17 protein-coding genes, 1 tRNA gene and 1 riboswitch are annotated in these 20,845 nt (G+C 64.9%); of the genes, 8 read left to right on the top strand and 10 right to left on the bottom strand.

The window, feature by feature from the left end; genetic code table 11:
- Positions 1-34 precede the first annotated feature (34 nt).
- Together C1878_RS00465 and C1878_RS00470 are read right to left on the bottom strand one after the other, a co-directional pair.
- Positions 35-1,567 carry a sodium:alanine symporter family protein gene (locus tag C1878_RS00465; protein WP_114600092.1) on the bottom strand — a complete coding sequence of 511 codons (1,533 nt, stop codon included), beginning with the start codon at positions 1,565-1,567 and terminating at the stop codon, positions 35-37.
- A 111-nt stretch (positions 1,568-1,678) separates the two neighbouring features.
- A riboswitch (glycine riboswitch) is annotated at positions 1,679-1,775 on the bottom strand.
- A gap of 221 nt (positions 1,776-1,996) precedes the next feature.
- Positions 1,997-2,437: a MarR family winged helix-turn-helix transcriptional regulator gene (locus C1878_RS00470; RefSeq protein ID WP_114599758.1), complete on the bottom strand. Its 441-nt coding sequence runs from the start codon at positions 2,435-2,437 to the stop codon at positions 1,997-1,999.
- A gap of 876 nt (positions 2,438-3,313) precedes the next feature.
- Here C1878_RS00470 and C1878_RS00475 point away from each other — a divergent pair.
- The 6 genes from C1878_RS00475 (at position 3,314) to C1878_RS00500 (ending at position 10,313) form a co-directional block, all read left to right on the top strand.
- Positions 3,314-6,238, top strand: coding sequence for a molybdopterin-dependent oxidoreductase (locus C1878_RS00475; protein ID WP_114599759.1), 2,925 nt, complete (start codon positions 3,314-3,316; stop codon positions 6,236-6,238).
- A 1-nt stretch (position 6,239) separates the two neighbouring features.
- The gene (locus tag C1878_RS00480) at positions 6,240-6,812 is read left to right on the top strand and encodes a 4Fe-4S dicluster domain-containing protein (protein ID WP_114599760.1); all 573 of its coding nucleotides are present in this window, start codon (positions 6,240-6,242) and stop codon (positions 6,810-6,812) included.
- Between the two features lie 2 nt (positions 6,813-6,814).
- Positions 6,815-7,693: a DmsC/YnfH family molybdoenzyme membrane anchor subunit gene (locus C1878_RS00485; RefSeq protein ID WP_114599761.1), complete on the top strand. Its 879-nt coding sequence runs from the start codon at positions 6,815-6,817 to the stop codon at positions 7,691-7,693.
- A gap of 144 nt (positions 7,694-7,837) precedes the next feature.
- Complete coding sequence (locus C1878_RS00490) at positions 7,838-8,518, top strand: molecular chaperone (RefSeq protein ID WP_114599762.1); 681 nt, start codon at positions 7,838-7,840, stop codon at positions 8,516-8,518.
- 81 nt (positions 8,519-8,599) lie between these two features.
- The gene (locus tag C1878_RS00495) at positions 8,600-9,337 is read left to right on the top strand and encodes a 4Fe-4S dicluster domain-containing protein (RefSeq protein ID WP_114599763.1); all 738 of its coding nucleotides are present in this window, start codon (positions 8,600-8,602) and stop codon (positions 9,335-9,337) included.
- On the top strand, positions 9,324-10,313 hold the full coding sequence (locus C1878_RS00500; RefSeq protein WP_114599764.1) for a 4Fe-4S binding protein: 990 nt from the start codon (positions 9,324-9,326) through the stop codon (positions 10,311-10,313). The genes C1878_RS00495 and C1878_RS00500 overlap by 14 nt, the downstream gene beginning before the upstream one ends.
- Before the next feature lie 106 nt (positions 10,314-10,419).
- On the opposite strand, the gene C1878_RS00505 is transcribed toward C1878_RS00500, so the two are convergent.
- From C1878_RS00505 to C1878_RS00520, 4 genes are all read right to left on the bottom strand, one after another.
- On the bottom strand, positions 10,420-11,583 hold the full coding sequence (locus C1878_RS00505; RefSeq protein ID WP_114599765.1) for an ABC transporter permease: 1,164 nt from the start codon (positions 11,581-11,583) through the stop codon (positions 10,420-10,422).
- On the bottom strand, positions 11,561-12,349 hold the full coding sequence (locus C1878_RS00510) for an ABC transporter ATP-binding protein (RefSeq protein WP_369833494.1): 789 nt from the start codon (positions 12,347-12,349) through the stop codon (positions 11,561-11,563). Before C1878_RS00510 ends, C1878_RS00505 begins: the two co-directional genes overlap by 23 nt.
- Before the next feature lie 74 nt (positions 12,350-12,423).
- Positions 12,424-13,368, bottom strand: coding sequence for an efflux RND transporter periplasmic adaptor subunit (locus tag C1878_RS00515; RefSeq protein WP_114599766.1), 945 nt, complete (start codon positions 13,366-13,368; stop codon positions 12,424-12,426).
- Between the two features lie 18 nt (positions 13,369-13,386).
- Entirely contained in the window at positions 13,387-13,611 is a 225-nt protein-coding gene (locus tag C1878_RS00520) for a hypothetical protein (protein ID WP_147272878.1), read from the bottom strand.
- Between the two features lie 160 nt (positions 13,612-13,771).
- On the opposite strand from C1878_RS00520, the gene C1878_RS00525 reads away from it, so the two are divergent.
- On the top strand, positions 13,772-14,452 hold the full coding sequence (locus tag C1878_RS00525; protein WP_114599768.1) for a response regulator transcription factor: 681 nt from the start codon (positions 13,772-13,774) through the stop codon (positions 14,450-14,452).
- Positions 14,442-15,824 carry a cell wall metabolism sensor histidine kinase WalK gene (locus tag C1878_RS00530; RefSeq protein ID WP_114599769.1) on the top strand — a complete coding sequence of 461 codons (1,383 nt, stop codon included), beginning with the start codon at positions 14,442-14,444 and terminating at the stop codon, positions 15,822-15,824. Before C1878_RS00525 ends, C1878_RS00530 begins: the two co-directional genes overlap by 11 nt.
- 16 nt (positions 15,825-15,840) lie before the next feature.
- On the opposite strand, the gene C1878_RS00535 is transcribed toward C1878_RS00530, so the two are convergent.
- The 4 genes from C1878_RS00535 to C1878_RS00550 form a co-directional block, all read right to left on the bottom strand.
- A complete protein-coding gene (locus C1878_RS00535; protein WP_114599770.1) occupies positions 15,841-16,566 on the bottom strand; it encodes a hypothetical protein in 726 nt (241 codons plus the stop codon).
- Positions 16,567-16,902: 336 nt separating this feature from the next.
- A complete protein-coding gene (locus C1878_RS00540; RefSeq protein WP_114599771.1) occupies positions 16,903-18,894 on the bottom strand; it encodes a putative Ig domain-containing protein in 1,992 nt (663 codons plus the stop codon).
- A 392-nt stretch (positions 18,895-19,286) separates the two neighbouring features.
- Positions 19,287-19,362 (bottom strand) — tRNA-Arg (locus C1878_RS00545).
- A gap of 122 nt (positions 19,363-19,484) precedes the next feature.
- On the bottom strand, positions 19,485-20,603 hold the full coding sequence (locus C1878_RS00550) for a C40 family peptidase (RefSeq protein WP_114599772.1): 1,119 nt from the start codon (positions 20,601-20,603) through the stop codon (positions 19,485-19,487).
- Positions 20,604-20,845: the final 242 nt, after the last annotated feature.

Here is a 20,845-nt window from a genome sequence, read left to right on the forward strand (position 1 = left end):
GGCTGAAGCCGCACAGGGCCGCTCTCAAAAGCCCCTACGCCTGCGCTCCCGCCGCGTCGGAATCCGGCTGGTTCATGGGGTCGATGGGCGGGATGCCCCAGTCGTCGCCGGGCAGGTGCGGCTCCATGGCGTCCTCGCCCCCGGCGGCTTTCAAACGCTCGAAGTAGTCGCGCGTCTCCTTCATCACCACGCCCGACAGCGCGATGAGCGCGATCATGTTCGGCAGCGCCATCAGGCCGTTGAAGATGTCGGCGATGGTCCACACGGCGGCCACGGTCATGTACGGGCCGATGAACACGGCGGCGATGTAGAGCCAACGGTACACCTTGACGGCCTTCATCGAGCCGTTGCTGAAGTACTCCAGGCACCGCTCGCCGTAGTAGTCCCAGCCCAGGATAGTGGTGAACCCGAACAGCACCAGGCACGCCATGAGCACGAACGACACCACGTCGGCCGGAATGAACGGCAGGCCCGCCTGGAACGCGGCCGTGGTCACGGCGGCTCCCTCAAGGCCGGGGATCTGGTACGCGCCGGTCATGACCAGCGCCAGGCCGGTCATCGTGCACACCACGATGGTGTCGAGGAACGTGCCGGTCATGGACACGAGACCCTGGCGCACCGGCTCTTTCGTCTGCGCTGCCGCAGCGGCGATGGGCGCGGAGCCCAGGCCGGCCTCATTCGAGAAGATGCCGCGGGCGATGCCCTTCTGCATAGCAACGATGATGGCACCCAGCATGCCGCCGGCCGCCGCCTGCAGGCCGAAGGCGCTCTCGAAGATGACGGCGAACGCGCCGGGCACCTTGTCGAGGTTTGTGAAGATGAGCACGAGCGAGAAGCCCACGTACAGCACCACCATGGCGGGGATCACGCGCTCGGACACCTTCGCGATGCGCTTCAGGCCGCCGATGACCACCAGGCCCACGAGCAGCGCCAATATGAGCGAGCCGATGACGGTGAAGACGGAGTAGTCCATGCCCAGGATGTTCACCGTCACGTTCTTGCCGGGATCGAAGAACCCGGTGAACGCCGACGAGATGGAGTTCACCTGCGTGAACGTGCCGATGCCGAACAGGCCCACGCACATGCCGAAGAACGCGAAGATCTTCGCCAGCCAGCGCCAGTTCTTGCCCATGCCGCGCTCGATGTAGTAGAACGGGCCGCCCAGCACGTGGCCGGTCTTCTTGTCGATGCTGCGGTACTTCACGGCCAGCAGGCCCTCGGAGAACTTCGTGGCCATGCCGAACAGCGCGGCCAGCCACATCCAGAACAGCGCGCCCGGGCCGCCGGCCACGATGGCCGTCGCCACGCCCACGATGTTGCCGGTGCCGATGGTGGCTGACAGCGCCGTGCACAGCGCGCCGAAGCTCGTGACCTCGCCGGTGCCGTCCTTCTCGTTCTTCACCATGTAGCGCAGGGCGCGCGGCAGCTGCCGGAACTGCACCGCGCGCAGGCGCACGGTCAGCAAAATGCCGCCGAACAGGATGAGCACCATGAGCGGCACTCCCCAGATGAAGTCGTCTATGGCGACGAGTCCATCGTTGATAACGTTGAAAAAGCTTTCCACCAGTCTCCTCCTCGATGCGAACGCGAACGTGCAAGTTCGGCGCAACCCGTTGGGATGGGCGGCCGTTCTGGAGGATATGCGGGTGAGGGAAAGCGCAGGCGCGCAACAAGTTGGCAGCTTTGCTCTGTCCTTTTGCCTGAGAGTTTCAGCGGGCCATTCGGCCGCCTTGCCCCTTCGGCACCCGTGAACGGGATTCTCCAGAGGCCCCTCCTCGTTCTGTCTCGTGCGATCCAGAACGTATCAACGGGGTGACGCTATGAAATTGTGCCGGGACATTGTAGCAGGGAACCCGCTGCTTGTGAACGGGCAAACGCGCGCTTTCTTGAGGGATGGCGACGAGCGTCGTCGCGCGACTTGAAAGGTCGTTTGGCGCCGGTCGCGCAGCGCGGCGGGCGGTCCAGTGCGCGAACGCGCAGCGCCCGCGCACCCCCTTCATTCCCCGGAGATGATCTCCGCATTCTTCTTGAGTTCGGCCAGCACGCTCACGAACGTGTCGATGTCTTGCTGGTCAATGCCCTCTATCAGGCGGTTCGCCGTATCGACGGTGAGCGGCAGCACGGTGCGGATAAGCTCGTGGGCCTTCTCGGTGGTGCACACGACGTGCGCTCTGCGGTCGGTTTTGTGCTTGTTGCGCACGATGAGGCCCTTGCGCTCGAGCGTGTCCAGGTAGCGCGTGATGGTGGCCTGCTCCTTGTGCGTGAGCACGGCCAGGTCCTTTTGCGAAAGCTCGCCGGCTTGGTCGAGCTGGTTGATGAGGTTCCACTGGCCAGGCGTGATGTCGTAGGGTTTGAGCGTGGTTTCGAGCGATTTGGTGATGCAGCGCTGTGCGTCGTACACGAGATAGCCTATCAGGCGGTTGTGCTTGCTCTCCATGCTGAACCCTTCTGACGTGCGCCGGACGGCGGCGATGCGCCGTCGCGTAGGTTGTGCGCATCGCGCCGGGCAACGGGCGGACGATCGCGCAAAGGGAAAGCGGGGTCGTTCGGCGCGGCGTTTCGCGTTCTCTCATCGTACAAGAAACCATAAGCGGGCCGCCCCCGTCAAGAAACCAACTGTTTTTCGGTCGAATCTTCTTGCCGACCTCGTTTCGTCAACCGCGGTTCGACGAAGACGGCTTTGCCATTGCGCGGGGCGGGCCGAGCCAGTCGGGTGCGTGCCTGTGCAAGCACAACATGGAAAAGCGTTCGTTTGGCACAATAATCACCGATTCTCTGCGTCCGGGACCGATCCAAAGCGGTTTGGCTGACTTTGCGAATTTCACCAACTGCGGAAACGCGTCTGGCGTGCACATGGTTGGACTTCGAAAGGGTCTGATGACGGTTTCGAGTGCAGAGAATCGGTGATTATTGTGCCAAACGCGATGCATCAAGCGTCGAGCGAGGGACGGTAAAGCCGCGTCTTCGCTTTCCCTTGGCGTCCGTCGCTTGAGCTTTTGTTCCCTTTCGTGTCGTGCGATGGGCCTCGACGCTGTATTTCATTCTGTGCCAAAGCGAAAAACCCCTCGAGGCGGCAGTTCAAGATTATTCTTTGTTTTTACATGTTGAACTAATAATTGCAGTAAATATAATTAGCACTGCAAGTAATTTGCCGCATGGAGGAGAGGGAAGCGCGCGAGGGGCGCGCACACCGCGAGGGGCCGGCACCAGTTTACTTTGCTTGTTCTTCGCATCCCGCTTGCGCGTCGTTCGCGCGCTTTCTCCTGCTCTGTCGCGGCGAATCTTGGCGACGAGATCAAAAGGAGGAGGAGAGATGTCACTTAAGATGAGCCGCCGAGGCTTCGTGAAGGCCTCGGCCGTAGCGACCGCCTCGACGCTGCTGCTGGGTTCGCAGGCTGGGGCTGCCTTCGCGGACGACGCGGTAGACGGCGCGAAAGCGACCTCGTCCGACGACGTGAAGATCATCCCGAGCGCATGCCGGCAATGCTACGGCCGCTGCGCGCTGTTCGGGCACGTCAAGGACGGACGCCTGGTGAAGATCGAGGGCAACCCCGACCTGTTCAGCGAAGGCACGCTGTGCGGGCGCTGCTTCGCCATCCCGCAGGAGCTGTACAACCCGCTGCGCGTGCGCTACCCGCAGAAGCGCGTGGGCGAGAAGGGCTCCGGCCAATGGAAGCGCATCACCTGGGAAGAGGCCTACGAGGAGGCCGCCAAGCGCTACACCGAGATCGGCGAGCAGTACGGCTGGCACACCATCGCCCACCAGTACGGCACCGGCCGCGACATGCTGCAGTTCCAGGCCATCAACAAGCTGTGGCTTGAGCTGGGTTCCACGGCCACGTTCGGCGTGGGCAACCTGTGCTGGGTGGGCTCGTACTTCACCAGCCAGCGCCTGTACGGCGACGAGACGCAGTACACCGGCTGGGACGGCAACAACACCAACTGCATCCTTATCTGGTGCCGCCAGGAGCGTAGCCGCGGCTACTACGACTGGCTGACCGTGAAGCGCGCGCAGGAGCGCGGCGCGAAGGTCATCTGCGTCGACCCGCGCTACACGTGCACGGCCAGCAAGGCCGACATCTGGCTGCCCATCCGCCCCGGCTCCGACATGGCGCTCGTGCTGGCGTTCATCAACGAGATCATCCACTCGGACAAATGCGCCGAGGACTTCGCGCGCTTCTACACCAACGCCCCGTTCTTCATCGACGAGAAGGACGCGAACGGCAACGGCACGGGCTACCAGCTGCGCGAGTCGCTCATGAAGGAAGGCGGCAACGAGGAGTTGTACCCCGCGTGGGACGAGGCTCACGACCAGCTGATTTTCTGGTCCGGCGACTGGCAGAACAAGCAGGGCGTGGGCGGCGAGAAGGCCTTCCAGTGGCTCGACGAGGCCGGCAACATCGTGGCCGACGCGAAGCCGGCGCTCTCCGGCAGCCATGAGATCAACGGCAAGACGTATCGCACGAGCTGGGACATCCTGGTGGAGCACGTCACCCCGTGGACCATCGAGCGCGCTGCCGAGTTCTGCGAGCTGCCCGAGGACAAGATCCGCGAGGCCATCCAAACCTACATCGACGCCAGCCCGCACGCGTGCTTCACGCGCGGCCAGAAGGTGGAGTTCTCCATCAACACGTCCGGCATCTCGCAGGCGTTCACCATCATGATGGCGCTGGCCGGCAACTTCGACACGAAGGGCGGCCAGAACATCGGCCGCGAACCCGCCACCGGCTACGACTCGTTCATGTTCGACGTCGTGCCCAACCAGCAGGGCCGCATGGGACAGCGCCGCAAGGAAACGGCCATGAACATCAAGAAGCTGTCCGTGTGCCAGAACACCGGCTACCAGCAGATCCTCGTGGCCGACGACGCCACGGGCGAGCTGCGCGAGACCACGCAGAACTCCGGCGGCCAGGTCATCTACGGCCAGCAGGGCGGCTTCGGCGCGGCCACGACGAAGGCCATGTCCCAGGGCGACCCGTTCCAGATCCACGGCTACTGGCAGCAGACCTCCGAGCCCATCCTGTCCATCGAGGGCGGCAAGGAGATCATCGAGGGCTTCAAGAACCTGGACTTCTTCGTGAACGTCGATCTGTACATGACCCCCTCGGGCGAGCTCGCCGACATCATCCTGCCGGCCGCGCACCCCAACGAGGTGGACCGCGTGGAGTGGGCGCACTCCGGCCACGGCTACCCCACCAGCCACACGTACCTCATCCGCCAGCCGTTCCACGAGCCGCTGGGCGAGTGCAAGGACGACATGGACATCTGCTTCGAGTTCGCGAAGTACATGGACGTGGACATGTACTGGAAGGACAAGTACGAGTTCTTCGACTACATGGTGAAGGGCCCTGCCACGCTTCCGCCGCAACTTTCCTGCTCGAGCTTCGAGGACTTCCGCGAGCGCATCAGCGTGACCGGCGTGGAAATGGCCACGGTGCGCAACGCGCCGAAGTACGAGACGGGCTTCATGCGCAAGACGAGCGACTTCAAGCCCGGCTTCAACACCATGTACCGCGGCAACAAGATGGGTTCGGTGTACCGCTTCCCCGGCACGAAGACGCCGGACGGCAAGGTCATCCCGGCGCATCCGCAGTCCGACAACGGCAAGATGGAAATGTGGTCCGAGGACCTGCTGCTGTACGGAAACGGCCCGCTGCCCGTGTACATCGAGCCCCCCATCACGAGGCTGTCGCGCCCCGACCTGCTGGACGAGTTCCCCTACACGCTCATCACGGGCGGCCGCTCCCACGCGTTCTTCCACACGGAGTACCGCAACAGCCCGTGGATGCGCGAGGTGCACATGTTCCCCACGGTGGACATCAACCCGGCCACGGCGGCCGAGCACGGCATCGAGCAGGACGACTGGGTGGTCATCGAAACGTACGTGGACAAGATCAAGCAGCGTGCGAACCTCACGGAGGCCATCAAGCCCGGCATGATCCACGTGGAGCACGATTGGTGGTTCCCCGAGCGCGAGGCCACGGACGACCTGCACGGCGCCCTGGACTCGAACTGCAACATCCTGTTCGAGAACAACGGCCCCTACGACCCCGCCGTGGGCACCGACAACTTCGGCGGCCTGTGCAAGATCTACAAGGCCGAGGACGGCGCGCCGAAGAACATCTGCATGAACGAAGACGACCTGAAGATATTCCTGCCTCTGAGCGCCGAGCAGATCTCCGCCGACGACCAGCAGGACGGCGTGTCGCAGGTGACCGTGAAGGGAGGTGCGAAGTAGCATGACGCGCAACATCATCGCAATCGATCTTGACAGCTGCATCGGGTGCCACTCCTGCGCCGTGGTGTGCAAGCAGGAGAACAACGTGGGCTTGGGCACCTACTACAACAAGGTGCTGACGGTGGGCCCGTCCGGCACGTACCCCGACCTGGAAATGTACTATCTGCCCGTGGCGTGCCAGCACTGCGACAACCCGGAGTGCGTGCACGTGTGCCCGACGGGCGCCAGCTACAAGCGCGAGGACGGCGTGGTGCTGGTGGACCACAGCAAGTGCATCGGCTGCCAGTACTGCGTCATGGCCTGCCCCTATGGCGTGCGCACCTACGACGCCGACAAGGATAAGGGCGTCATCGAGAAGTGCACCATGTGCGCGCATCTCATCGACAAGGGCGAGAAGCCGGCGTGTGTGAAGCACTGCCCCGGCCAGGCGCGCCTGTTCGGCGACGCGGACGACCCCGAGTCGGACGTGTCGAAGATGATCGCCCGCAAGAGCACGCACAAGCTCAAGGACGTGGGGAACCATCCGGGCGTGACGTACGGCTTGGACAAGTTCTCTTGGAAAGGGGATGAGTAAGCATGGAAATTCAGTGGCCCCTTCTGATCTTCAGCGTTTTGCTGGGCGTGACTTCGGGATGCTTCGTGTTCTTGGGCGTGGGCGAGCTCAGGGGCAAGTTCAAGGACGTGCGGTTCATGAGCGCGTTGATCGCGTTCGTGTGCCTGGCCGTGGGCGGCTGCGTGTCGGTGCTGCACATGGGCCATCCGGAACGCGCGACGCACCTGCTGGGCAACCTGGGTTCCGGGCTGTCCAAGGAGCTGTTCACCGTCGCCATCATGGGCATCGTTTCGCTGGTGTACCTTATCTTGGCGAAGAAGGAGTACCCCGGCGCGAGCAAGGTGTTCGGCGTGCTGGGCGCGGTGCTGGGCCTGGTGCTGCCGGTGGTGGCCGGCGCCTCGTACCTGATCGCGGCGCGTCCCGCTTGGGATAGCGCGGCGCTGCCCCTCATGTTCCTGGGCGGCGGGCTGGCCATGGGCATGACGCTCATGGCGGGGCTCGTGCTGCTGCGCGGCAAGGCCTCCGAGGAGGGCGGCTTCGCGCTGAAGCTGGCCCTGGCGGGCGTCGTCATCATGGTGGTCACGTCGCTGGCCTACGTGATCTGGATCGCCATGGCGCCGTACCAGGCTCCCTCGCGCTCCATCGAGCGCTTGGTGTCGGGCGACTTGGCCGTGATGTTCTGGCTGGGCGTCGTGCTGGTGGGACTCGTTGCCCCGACGGCGCTTGCGGCTCTGGCCTGCGTGAAGGCTACGAAGGGCGAGGGCGGCACCGGTACGGTGAAGCCGTCGACGCTGGCCGGGTATATGTTCGCGGCGTGCGCTTGCTCGGTGATCGGCGCGGTGGTTTTGCGCGTCATCATGTACGGCGTGGGCACGAGTGTGGAGCAGTTCATTTACCGATAAGACTTGGCGGCGGGCAGGTTGGCGGAGTCAACCTGCCCGCGTCGGGCCCTGTTCGACCGCGCCCCGTGGCGGAATGCAGCCACCCCTCCCCGCTGCGTTCCGCCACGGGGGACGGCCGACGACAACGAAGAAGGAGCGTCAATCATGGAAGAGGTCATGTCAGCCGAATTGGTGGAGAACCTGGTTGATTTCTGCGAGAACCGCGCACGGGTTTACGCGTTGTTGTCGCGTTGCTACGAGAAGGAGCTGGATGCGGCGTTCGCCGCCGAGTTGGCGGATGCGGCGCGCGTGGAGTCGGACGATCCGACGCTTGCCGAGGGCTTTGCGGCTCTGCAGGCCGATGTCGCGGCGTGCGATGACGAGCGGTTGGAGCAGCTGGCCGTGACGTTCGACCGCGTGTTCTTCGGCATGGGGCCGCGCACGGCGCAGAAGGCGTTTCCGTACGAGTCGGTGTACACGAGCGAAGGCGGCCTCATGATGCAGGACGCCTACAGCCAGGTGCTCCGCGTCTACCGCGAGGCGGGCTTTGCGAAGAACCCCGGCTTCACCGAGCCGGAGGACCATCTGGCCGTGGAGCTGGCCTTCATGGCGCTCTTGTGCGGTCGCGCTGTCGAGGCGCTGAGGGCCGGCGACGAGGCGGGCGCCGAGCGGCACCTGCGTGCGCAGCTGTCGTTTCTGCGGGACCATCTGCTGAATTGGATCGAGCGTTTCGCCGGCGACATGCGGAAAGCCGCCGAGGACGGGTTCTATCTCGATTTAGCCGTTTTCACCGAGGCGTACCTGAAAGCCGACGACGCCGCCGTAGCGGAGGTTTTGGAAGACTGAGGTCGACCAGATGGTTGGCTCTGCGCAGGGGCGGGCAGCAGGTCGCCCCTGCGGTGGCTATTGGGGATGGAGGGGTGAACGATGACGGATATCACGCGGCGCGGGTTCTTGGCGGCGGGCGTCGCCAGCGCGGCGCTCGTGGGCGTGGGCGGGTTCGGTGCCGCTACGGGACAGGCCGACCGGCCTTTCGTGCGGCCGCCGGGCGCGGAGTCGAACGCGCGGTTGGCGGCGTCGTGCAACCGCTGCCAGCGGTGCCTGCAAGCGTGCCCGTACGGCATAATAACGCCGGTGCCGCTGAGCGAGAGCCTGGTGGCGTACGGCACTCCCCTGCTCGCGTTCGAGCACGGATACTGCGATTTCTGCATGCAGTGCGTGGACGCCTGCCCGACGGACGCGCTTTCCTACGGCGGCCCGCGGGAGCGCGATCTGGGCGTGGCCGTGGTGGTGAAGGATGCCTGCGTGGCCTGGGATTGGTCGGGCTGCACGGTGTGCAAGGACGAGTGTCCGGTGGAAGGGGCCATCACGTTGGACGATCACGATCGCCCCGTGGTGCATCCCGACTTCTGCGACGGCTGCGGCCGTTGCGAGCAGGTGTGCCCCTCGGCCTCGCTGCGGGCCTACGATTCGAGCGTGCAGAACAAGGGAATCGTGGTGGTTTCGCGCGCGTGCGCGTCGGCGCATGCTGCACGCTCCGTCACCAGCGAAGAATTGGGGACCGGGCGTTACGAGCGCGCGTCTGAGGCGCTCGCCCCTCATTCGCAAGGCGTCCACCCGAACGGCCCGCACGACAAGAAGGAGGCCGGCCATGAAAACGCATAAGCGCACGCTGCGCATCGTCGTGGCGCTGGCGGTGCTCGTGGTGGCGGTGGCATCCGCGCATTTCGGCGGAGCGCTGCCCGTGGGGACGCTCTGCCTGGCGTGTCCGGTGGGCTTTGCCCAGGTGGCGGCGGCGTCGCAAAGCATCCCTTGGCATCTGCTGCCGGGCGTGTTGGCGGTGCTGGCCATCGTGTTTCTGCTCGGGCGCGTGTTCTGCTCGTGGGTGTGCCCGTCGCAACTGCTCAAGAACGTGTTCGGCGGCCATACGCCGCGCGGTCTCTACGGCCGCGGCGGAGCGGCGTGCGAGGATGCGTCCTCCGGTGACGGCGGCGCGCCCGTCGAGCTTTCCGGGCGAACGGACGACGCCTTGTCCGCCGCTGCGGAAAAGGCGGCCCCTTCGCATTCCTGCTCGGCTTGCGCCAAGGGAGCGCCCAGCATCAAGACGCAGGGCGTCGTGCTGGCGGTGCTGTTGGTGGTGTCGTTCGCCGTGGGGTTCCCCGTGTTCTGTCTGCTGTGCCCCATCGGGCTCGTGTTCGGCACGCTGTGGGCCCTCAACCGCGTGTTCGTGCTGCTGCAGCCCGGCTGGGAGCTCATCGTGTTCCCGCTCATGCTGCTGGCCGAGCTGTTCCTGTTCAAGCGCTGGTGCGCGGCCATCTGCCCGCTGGGCTTCTTCTTCGGCCTGATGGAAAAGGCCCGTACGAAGCTGGGCTTCGGCGTGCGCCCGCAGGCGAGCTGCGCCACCTGCGTCTCGAGCGAGGGGTGCCGCACGTGCTCGACCGTGTGCCCCGAGAACATCGACGTGGCGGCGGTGGACGCTCCCACGTTGGAAGCCTGCACCCTCTGCGGCGACTGCCTGGAGAACTGCCCCACGAAGTCGATCAAGCTCGCTTTCGGCGCTCCGAAGAACGCCCCGAAGGCGCCCGAGGCCTCCGTCGCCGTACCGGCGCCCGACGAGGATCTTGCCTCGAAACCCGAGTAGTGCCCTGCTCGTTGCGAGGACTTCGGGAATGCGGCTTGGCGCCGCCCCTGTGCACAGGGGCGGCATGAAGGGAAGCCCGGCGACAACGTCGTCGGGCTTCTGTGCGTCACTCCTGTCGAAGAGCCTCGATGGGCGTGAGGCGCGAGGCCCGGTAGGCGGGGAAGATGCCGAACGCCAGGCCGATGGCGGTGCTGGCGGCCGCAGCCACGGCCACGACGCTCCACGACGCCGCGAACGCCATGCCCAGGCTCTCTGCCAATGCGCCGAAAGCCAATCCCGCTGCAATGCCCACGGCGCCGCCGATCAGGCTGAGCAGCAGCGCTTCCGTCAGGAATTGCCGCAGGATGTCCGACCTCCGCGCGCCGAGCGCCTTCTTGATGCCTATCTCGCGGGTGCGCTCCGTCACCGACACCAGCATCACGTTCATCACGCCGACTCCCGCCACCACGAGCGATATGCTGGCTATGCCGCCCAAAAGCAGCGTCATCGTTTGGTCGATCTGGTCGGAGGCGCCCAGCATCTCGTCTTGCGACATGACGGAGAACTGGTTGGAGGGAATGCCCTTCGCGCCCGACAGGTAGCCGGTCAAAACCGCCTTCGCCAGCGGCACGCCGTCGTCGGCGGCGGGGCGCGCGTACACGGATTCGATCTTCGCGTCGCCGCCCAAGTTCGTTGCGGCGGTCAACGGAACGAGCACGAGCGCGTCGGCGTTCAGGCCCATCGTCTGGCCGGTGCTTTCCAGCACGCCCACCACGGTGAACGGGATGCCGGCTATCTTGAGCGTCTTGCCGACGCAGTCCGTGGTGCCGAACAGGTCGTTCGCCGTGTTCGTGCCGATGACGCACACGTTGGAGCGGTTCTCGCGATCCACGGCCGACAGGTCGCGCCCCGCGGCAAGCTTCAGGTTGCGCACGGACAGGTAGTGCTCGTCGGAGGCTTCGATCACGCCGCGTTGGGTTTTGCGCTCGCCGGCCGTCAAGTCGCCGCCCACGCCCTTCGACGGCGCGACCGAGCCGATGCCGGGCAGAGCGCGCAAGGCTTCCATGTCCTCGTAGGCAAGCCCTTCTTTGTCGAACACGAAGGCCGACAGGACGTCGCCGCCCAGCGCTTTCATGCGCTCCTCCACCTGCCGGTTCGAGCCGTCGCCCATGCCCACGAGCACGATGACCGACGAGATGCCGATAACCAGCCCCAGCATGGTGAGCGCCGTGCGCAGCTTGTTGCGGGAGATGCTGGACAGCGCGGTTCTAACCGTTTGCACGCGTCGCATGGGCTTCTCCTTCCCGTTCCGCCGCCGGGCGCACCGTCGCGGCTGTCGGCTCAGCGTCGCTGCGCCCGGCGGTGCCGCAAATCGCGCGGCGCCTATCCTCGTGCCCGTGCGCGCTCGTGCACAAGCGGCCGTCCGCGATGCGCACCACGCGATCGGCCTGCTCGGCCAGGTCGGGGTTGTGCGTGATGAGGATGACCGTCTGCCCCTCGTGGTGCAGGCTTTTGAACAGCTCCATGATCTCGACGCTCGTGCGCGAGTCCAGCGCGCCGGTGGGCTCGTCGGCCAGGATGATCTTCGGCTCGCCCACGAGCGCCCGCGCGATGGCCACGCGCTGCTGTTGGCCGCCCGAAAGCTGGTTCGGCAGGTGATGATCGCGGCCTTCCAGCCCCACCTTCGCCAAGTAGCGGCGAGCGGTGGCGTCGGCTTCGCGCGATTTCGTGCCGCGATAGGCCAGCGGCAGCTTCACGTTCTCCAGCGCGGTGAGCGAGCCCAGCAGGTTGAAGCTTTGGAACACGAACCCGATCGAGCGGTTGCGCAGGTCGGCCAGATCGTTGTCGGCGAGCAGCGCCACGTCTTGGCCGTCCAGCACGTACGTGCCTTCGTCGGGCACGTCCAGCAGCCCGATGATGTTCATGAGGGTGGACTTCCCCGAACCCGACGGGCCGACGATGGTCACGAACTCCCCCTCGTCCACGGAGAAGTCTATGCCGTCAAGGGCGTGGACCACCTCGTCGCCCATGGGGTAGCGTTTGGCCAGCCGCTCCATGCGGATGGTGGAAGAGGCGACGCTCGTAGCGGACGAGGGGCGTTCCTTCGCGTGCGTCCCCTTGCGCTCCGTCATCATACCGACGCCTCGCTGACCATGGTCGTGATCACGCCCGCCTCGCCGTCGAAAGCGGAAGGGACCTCGTTCAACACCACCAGGTCGCCCTCGTTGAGCTCGCCCGAGACTTCGACCAGCGCGCCGTCGGAGATGCCGGTGGTCACCGGCACGGTGCGCGTTGTGCCGTCGGCATCCTGCACCGTCACGGTTTTCGCGTCGTCGGCGCCCGACACGGCGCTTACGGGCACGGCGAGCACGTTCTCGGCCATGGCCACCTTCACGGAGAGCGTGGCCGACATGCCCAGCCAGATGCTGCCGTCGTTGACCACGTCCACCGTCACCGTGAACTTCGACCCGCTCGCGTTGTACGCGCCCACCTGGTTGATGTTGGAGATGACGCCCGCGCGGGGCGCCTGGTCACCGATGGCGACGTCGACTTCCTGGCCCTCGGCCAAGCTGGCCAAGTCGCTTTCGGACACCGGCATCTCGATATGCACGGTGTCCATGCGCTCCACTTCCACGAAGTGCTCGTCTTGCGAGAGCTCCTCTTTGGCCTTGGGCATGGTGTAGGACTTCACCACCAAGTCGTACGGAGCGACCAGGGGGTCGCCGTACGTGTAGGACACGAGCGGCTCGCCCGCTCGTACGAGCTTGTTCAGAGGCGCGTCGAAGCTGGAGAAGTAGCGCCATTTCGCGGGCTTGAGCTTTTCGGTGGCGCTTCCCTTCACCTCTCCCGCGCCGGTAACGGCCTTCTCGACGGTTTCCCTCGTCACCGGTGCCGTCGGCAAGGGAGCCTCTTCGGCAGGGTCGCTTCCGCCTAAGCCTTTCAAGACGCCGCCGAAAGCCTCGTCTCCCGCGACGAGCCACCAGGCGGCCCCGCCCAGCGCCAAGGCGAGCGCGAAGGCGAGAACGACAAGGCCGACGGAAGGCTTTTTGCGTTGTTGCACGCTGCTGTTAGTCATGGTTCGTCCCTGCCGTCTCTAGTTGCTGCCGTCGATGACGGCGGCGCCGTCTTTGCGGGTCACGACGTCGGCGGTCGTTTCTCCCGTCGATTTGCCGGAAGACAGCTCTCCGCCGCTCTGTAGCTCGAGGTTCTCCTGCCCGCCGCCCAAGCCCCCGATGTTCTTCAACACGGCCAGCCCTCCTACGATCACCAGCGCAACGGCCAGCACGCCGATGACGATCTTCATGGTTCTGGAACTCATTCGTTCTCCTTCCCGTGGCATTCAATGCGGGGGGCATCGTAGCGAAAGCCGCCTTAAAACTTCCTGAAACGCCGGTGGGTTTTCCGCGCCGCTGCCGCGCCTTTGAAACGCCGCTGCCCGTTTCAGCAACTTTTAAGGCGGCCGATGCTAGAATGGCCGCATGAAGATACTCATCATCGAAGACGACCGCGCCATCTCGCGCGCCATAGCCGAGGCGTTCGGCGATCGCTATGCCGTTGACCAGGCGTTTGACGGCGAAGAGGGGTTGTTCTTCGCGCGTCAGAACGTGTACGACCTCGTGGTGCTGGACATCATGCTGCCCGCGCTCGACGGCTACGGCGTCATGGAGCGCCTGCGTGCGGAAGGCGTCGAGACGCCCGTGCTCATGCTCACGGCCAAGAACGCGCGCGACGACCGCGTGCGCGGCCTGCGGCTGGGTGCCGACGACTACTTGGCCAAGCCGTTCGATCGCGACGAACTGGTGTTGCGGGCCCAGGCCATCATGCGGCGCAGCATGGGCGTGCGCACGCTCGACTCCCTGACATTTCGCGGTTTGGTCCTCGATCCCAACACGAAGCGTGCGACGGTGGAGGGCGCCCCGGTCGCGCTCAAAGGCAAGCAATACGATGTGTTGGAGTACCTGGTGAGCCACGAAGGACAGCTCGTTTCCAAAACGCAGCTGTTCGACCGGGTGTGGGGTTTTCTGAACGACACGTCGTCGAACGTGGTGGAAGTGTACGTGAGCGCGTTGCGCAAGGTGCTCAAGGAGCATGGTTTCGACGGCTTTCTCAAAACCATCCGCGGCGCGGGCTACGTGTGGACGGCCGACGATGAAGTTTGAGGAACGGCGCGTCCGCCGCATACTCGCGCGCAACACCTTGTTGTTCTTCGCGGCGTTCGCCGTGCTGTTCTCGTTGTTCGGCGTGCTGGTGTTCCAGCTGGTGAGCGCGAACGTGTACCGGACGGCCGACGCGCAGTTGGGCGAAGTGCGCGATGTGGCAACGGCCGTTGCCGTCGATCCGGCTGTCGGCAGCGTCGGATCCGAGCCGGCCTTGGGCTCGAGCGCCGAGATCCGCGAAGACATCGAGCTCGTTCCTCGACGCGGCGGAGGCGAGGGCGACGCCGATGTTTCCGCCGAAAGCATCATCATCACCAGCGAGGCTTACGTGGCATCGAACCCCCAGCTCATTTACCTTTGGCGCGATGCCGACGGAAAGCCGCTCGATACGGAGGGCCTTTACTCCGTCTATCCCTCGTACTTCAACGACGTTCCCTTCGACCAGGGAAACATCGGCCGGGTGTACGAGGCGCGGGCGGGCGGCCATGCGTACCGGTGCGTCAATTACGCGGTGGACGATTCCGATGGCAGCGGTTATCTGCAGGTGCTCGTGAACGTGGACTCCGAGCTGGCGCTGCTCGACCACTTCACGAAGATGCTCGTCATCTACCTGGTCGCGGCCGTGCTGGGCGCGGCGGCGGCGAGCTATTTCCTGTCGCGCAAGACCATCAAGCCCATCGTGGCCAGCATGAACCGCCAAAACGAATTCGTGCAGAACGCCTCGCACGAGCTGCGCACGCCGCTGGCCATCATCCGCGCCGCGCAGGAACGGCTGCTGGCGGATCCGAACGCCCGCGTCGTGGACAAGTTCGAGGATGTGAGCGCGGTTACGGACGAGACGAAGCGCCTTGCGCGCCTGGTGGACGACCTCATGACGCTGTCGTCGGCCGATGCGCCCGTCGACGACGACAGCGAGGCGGAGCCGGTCGACGTGTCAGGCGTCGTGGCGGACGTGGGCGATCTGTACGCCGACGTGGCGGAGGTGGGCGGCAAAACGCTGACGGTGGTTGCGCAGCCTGCGGGTGAGGCGCTTATCGACGCCGACGCGCTTCGGCAGGTGGTGGGCATCCTGCTGGACAACGCCCTCAAGTACACGGAAGAGGGCGACGCCGTTGAGCTGCGCTGCGAGGAACGCGGCGGACGCGTGGCGGTGTCGGTGGCGGACACCGGCCGCGGCATCGACCCGGCGGATCGAGAGCACGTGTTCGAGCGCTTCTACCGCGCCGACGCGGCGCGCACCACGCCTGGCAGCGGTCTGGGCCTTTCCATAGCCCGCGCCCTCGTCGAGCGCGCCCGCGGCACCATTGCGGTCGAGGGCAACGAGCCGCGGGGAGCTCGCGTCACGGTCATGCTGCCGAAGGCGCGGGCGCGCTGACGGTTTCCGGGGTCTGCTACTTCTGCGACGCCACCATCCACGGCTGCGCCCAGGCCTCGAAGTCGACGTACTCGGGAACGCCGTAGCCCAGCACGTCGAACGACGTGGTGGCACCGGCGGCCAGATTGTCGGCGAAGCCGGTGTAACCGCCCACAATGGCCCCGTCGCCGTTGCGCAGGATGATGCTCACGGCCACCTGGTCCATGTCGGTGTCGGTGAGCAGGCTGGTTATCTCGCCGACGAAGTTCACGGTGCCGTAGCCGCTGTCCTGGGCGGACACCCCGTCGATCTTGAACATGTCGATGTTCGCGTCGGAGTCCTGCCAGCTGTTGGAGCCCACGCTCAGCTCGAACTCCACGGTGGCCGGCGCCGTTCCGTTGCCGGCCTGCCCGCCCCAAGCGACTTCCTGGTCGGGGCGCAGGGACATGAGTGTCTGCTGGTCGGACGACACCACGTTGCCGCCCTCGTCCTTGCCCGTCACCTTGATGGTGGGGAACAGGGCGCCTTGGGAGCCCTCGTTCTTGATGATGATGCCGTAATGGACGTAACCCTGGTCGTCCACGGACCAGCCAGAGTCGGTCACGGTCAGCTTGTTCTCCTTCGCGGGCGCGGCGTTCTCCGCGTCCTGCGAAACGCTCGGTGCGCCTTCGCCGGATTGCTGCTGGTCGGCCGTGCCGCCGGAGCAGCCCGCCAACGTGAGGGCCAGCGCCGCCGCAGCGCCCATGGCCACGATCTTCTTCATGGTGCCTCCTTCTCTTGCCCGCGCCCCTTCGCGCGGACACTCGATGAATGGTTGGAGCCTACCGCATGCGGCCGCTTTCGCAGCTGGCGTTGGTGGCAAGACGGTGAACGGTCGGCCTGCAGCGAAGGATTGACTGGAGGGCGGTGCGTTTCGAGGGCGCTCCCGGCAGCCGGGACGGGCGCTGAAGCGGCGGGGCGGACCTTCCGCGGCTCGCATCCCCGGCTTTCCGGCGTGCTTTCAAGGGCGAGGTGCTTCGCCGCATCCACAGATCGAAGCAAACAAGTTGCCCCGTAGACCTTATGTGAAAAGCTTACGGGGCAAAAGGCGGATACCGGCCTAGCGCCTGCGCGTGCGAAGGCGCAGGGAAAGGACGGTTATGCTTGCGGCGCAGAAAAGCAACAGGGTCACCAAGCCTGCGGTCGGACCGGCGACGTCATCGCCCGTGGCAACGAGGGCGACGGGGGTCTTGCGGTCGTTCACCTTGAGCGAGAACTCCTTAGCAGCATCGGGGGCAAAGCCGTTGGCGACTTGCACGGTGAAGGTTGCCGTCCCCGTGGCGTGCGGCGTGCCGGAGATGATGCCGTCGGCGGAAAGCGAAAGCCCCTCCGGCAGCGTTGATCCCGGCTTGAGGGTCCAGGTGAACGTTTCGGGATAGCCGGCTGCGGACAGCTTTTGGCGGTACGGCAAACCGGTCGTGGCATCGGGAAGCGAGGAGGTGGTTATAACAGGGTGACCGCTCACCGCGAGATGGAACGCCTGCGTGGTGGAGCCGTGTTCGTTGGTCGCCTTGACGGAGAAGGTATAGAAACCTGAATCATGCGGCGTGCCGGAAAGCTTGCCGTCGGGTGCCAGGGAAAGCCCGTCGGGCAGCGCGTCCGTCTCGGCGCTCCACGACGCGCTGTTGTCGTCGGAGGCGAAGCTGAAGCGGTAGGGCTTTCCCGTCTCGCCCGCGGGGAGCGTGTCCGAGACCGTGATGACAGGCGGGCCCACCACGGTGATCGAGAAATCGGCGGTATCGGCACCGTAGTCGTTTGCAGCTTCGACGGCGAAGGAGGATGCGCCTTTAGTGCTCGGCGTGCCGGAGATGATGCCGTCGGCGGAAAGCGAGAGTCCCGCAGGCAGTTCGCCTGAGGCAACGCTCCACGCAACGGGCTCGGTTCCCGAAGCGGCAAGCGCCTGACTATACAGTTCTCCTGTCATTGCGAAGGGAAGATCGGTGGTGGTGATATGCGGAGGCCGGTACTCCTTCCAGACGGCGTAAAGCGTGTTGCCGCCCCTCTCGAAGTCGACCGCTTCGCCGGGTTGGTAGGACGTCCCTGTGCCGTCTGAGGAGGTGTTCCACTCCTTGAACTTGTATTGGGTGGACTCGTATGGCGCGCGCGTGAATGCGCATTCTGGCGCGGGGGCGGTCGAGTCTCCGGGAACCCCTTCGGTGGACGCCATGGTACCCGAGCCGCCGTTGGGGTCGTAGGTTATAAGCCCGCACGTCGTGGCGGAGAGAGGTTTCTCCGAACCGGTCTTGTAGGCGGGGCCTGAGTACCGGACTTTTATTTTGTCGTAGGTTGTGTAGGGAACGAGCCCCGAAAAAGAGGGTTTGGTCTGCCATGTTTTGCCGTCGAGGCTATAGGATACGAAAACGTCGGCGGGTCTCTCCGTCGTGATGGTAATCCCGATCCAAGTGGCGCTCACCGGGGTGACCGCCATAGGCTCAGGCGGCGCGTCCCGTTCGGCATGCTGGCGTACGTAGAACGAATCGGGCCACCCTGCGCTCTTGTAGTCGTCCGGCAGTTTGCTCGGCAGCTTGCCGTCGTCGTAGTCAAGGCTCCGGTCGAGGCGGACCCAGGTGTCGCGGTACCCGTCCCGGGTGTCGGCAGGAACCTGGGCCAGAATGTTCTCGTTGCAGTTTTGTTCCAGGTGTACGGAAAGGAGCGCGGAACCGGTGAACATGTCGTCTGCTTGCATGTTCGTGTCGCCGAAGTTGTCGGGCAGCGTAATGTCATTGAGCTCCGCGCAACCGGAGAACATGTTTTTCGCGTTCACGATAGATCTGCCGAATCCGGAGGTCGCCGTAAAGGAGCCGAGTGCCTTGCAGTCGGAGAACATGCCCTGCGCGTTCGTGATGCCCTGATCGAAGTTCGGGGGCAGTCTTATCGACGTCGCAGCGACCATTCCGGCGAACAGAGATCGCATATCGCCTTGTGCGGTCACGCCAGCCTCGACGGTGATGTTCGTAGCAAGGTTGGCGCAGACCAGCCATCCTCGCTGCGTGCTGCTGTCGTACGGGTCCAGCTTTCCGTTTCCGCCATCCGTCAGCTTTATCGTCAACACATGGGTGTAGTCATCGTATGTCCAGGTGCATCCGCCGTCGGTGCCAAAAATGCAAAACAGCTCCGAAAGCCTGCGACGGCGCTGTCGGAACGAGGCCCGCCGCTAGAACGAGCGTTAGAAGAAGAGCGAGGAAGCCCCTCCCCCGAACACCTCGGACTGCGTCTGAGCCTCCATGCGGCGCACGTGCTATCATGACAGGGAGGTCGAGCGAGTTATGCGGGCGACGGGGGGGGGGGGCGTGATTCCCATGGCTGCCTCTTCCTCAAGCTCAAAGTTAATCGTATCACTTTGATTTAATGCATGGATTATGGCAGGTCGAAACCGCTTTAGCAAGAGATGCGAGGCATTCATGGGCCATCGGCCGATAAAGGCCGATGGCTTGCGAGCTTCAATGGTGCCCCCGGCGCGATTCGAACGCGCGGCACCCGCTTTAGGAGAGCGGTGCTCTGTCCCCTGAGCTACGGAGGCATGGCTGCTATTGTAGCATTACCTTTCAACCTGTGGCGCGAGACGGACGATGCGTGGCGAGACTATGAGATCGCCCGGGCGCTGCCCGGGCGATCGTTGCGTTCTTGGTTGTGCGGCCGATGCTAGAACCGCAGCGCGCAGGTGAATCCCGACCAGGAGAGCGAATCGGTGTCGCGCACGAGCAGCCCCTTGTCGGGTGCGTGCACGTAATGCGTGCCCCCGTTGCTGACGGCGATGCCCACGTGCCCGTAGCGCCAAAGCACGTCGCCGGGGCGAGCTTCGGCGACAGAAACGCGCTGTCGCGCGGCACTGTATTGAGACTCGCTTTGATGGGGCACGTATATGCCAACCTGACGATAGGCCCAGGTGACCAAGCCGGAGCAGTCGAACGAGTTCGGCCCTTCCGCGCCCCATTCGTACGGGCAGCCAATGCGGCTCATGGCGAAATCGGCAACGGATCCCTGCGAGGGTACTTCGACGCCGTTGCCGCCGCCCCCGCTCGGCGTGTTGGGAATATCGGAGCCGCTGTCGTTGTTTCCGCCTTGGCTTTGCTGTGCCTGCTGCGCTTCCAGCTCGGCCTGCTTCTGGGCGGCTGCCGCAGCGGCAGCCGCGCGCTGCTCCTCCTCGAGCAAGGCGCGCGCTTCGGCATCGAGCGAGTTCATGAGCGCGTCGGCCTGCTCGATCTTCGCCTCGACCTCGTCTTTGATGGTCTTGGCTTCGGCGGCCTTGTCGGCGGCGATCTTCTCCTGCTTGGCGTACTCGGCCTTCGATGCTTCCACGCTTTCGCGCAGGTCCTTGGTCTCGGCGACCATCTGCGCGTCGTTCTCGTTGAGCCCGCTCAGAATGTCCCAGTTCTGGGTGAATTCTGAGAACGTCGTGGCTCCCATGAGGAAGTCGAGGAACGTGGCGGATCCCGAGCGGTACATGCTGCGGGCGCGGGTGCCCAGGTGGTCTTGCAAGTCGCCGATGCGGGCGTTCGCCTCGTCGATCTTGACCTGCTCGGCTTCCATGGCCGTGCGTGCGGCGTCCTGCTCGTCGAGCGCTCCGTAATAGCGCTCTGCGGCCGCCTCGAGATCGGCGTTCAGTCCGACCAGCTGGTTGCGCACGGCGTCGGCTTCGGCTTGCTTCTCGGCAGCGGTCACGGCGAACGCGGTCGAGGGGCAAGCGAGGGAAGCGGCGGCTACGACGGCAGCGCCGCCGACGAACGAGCGCCGGGAAAGGGCGGGTGCGGGCTCTTGCATGCGGTACCTCCTTGATGGGCCTGGGGCATGGTTGAGCGAATGTGCCCTATATCATAGCACGCAACCCATGCATGACGAAAATGCACGTCAAAAGTTCAGATACGGGGGAGGGGCGTTGCGGTGTTGGAAGGCTTTGCAGGGGTGGCTTACCCCCTGTCATCCTGAGCGGAGCGCGAAGCGCGGAGTCGAAGGATCTTCGGCGAAAGGGGTCTTGCGCTGTTGAAGATCCTTCGACTCCGGCC

Source organism: Gordonibacter sp. 28C (assembly GCF_003339845.1).
Taxonomy (GTDB): Bacteria; Actinomycetota; Coriobacteriia; order Coriobacteriales; family Eggerthellaceae; genus Gordonibacter.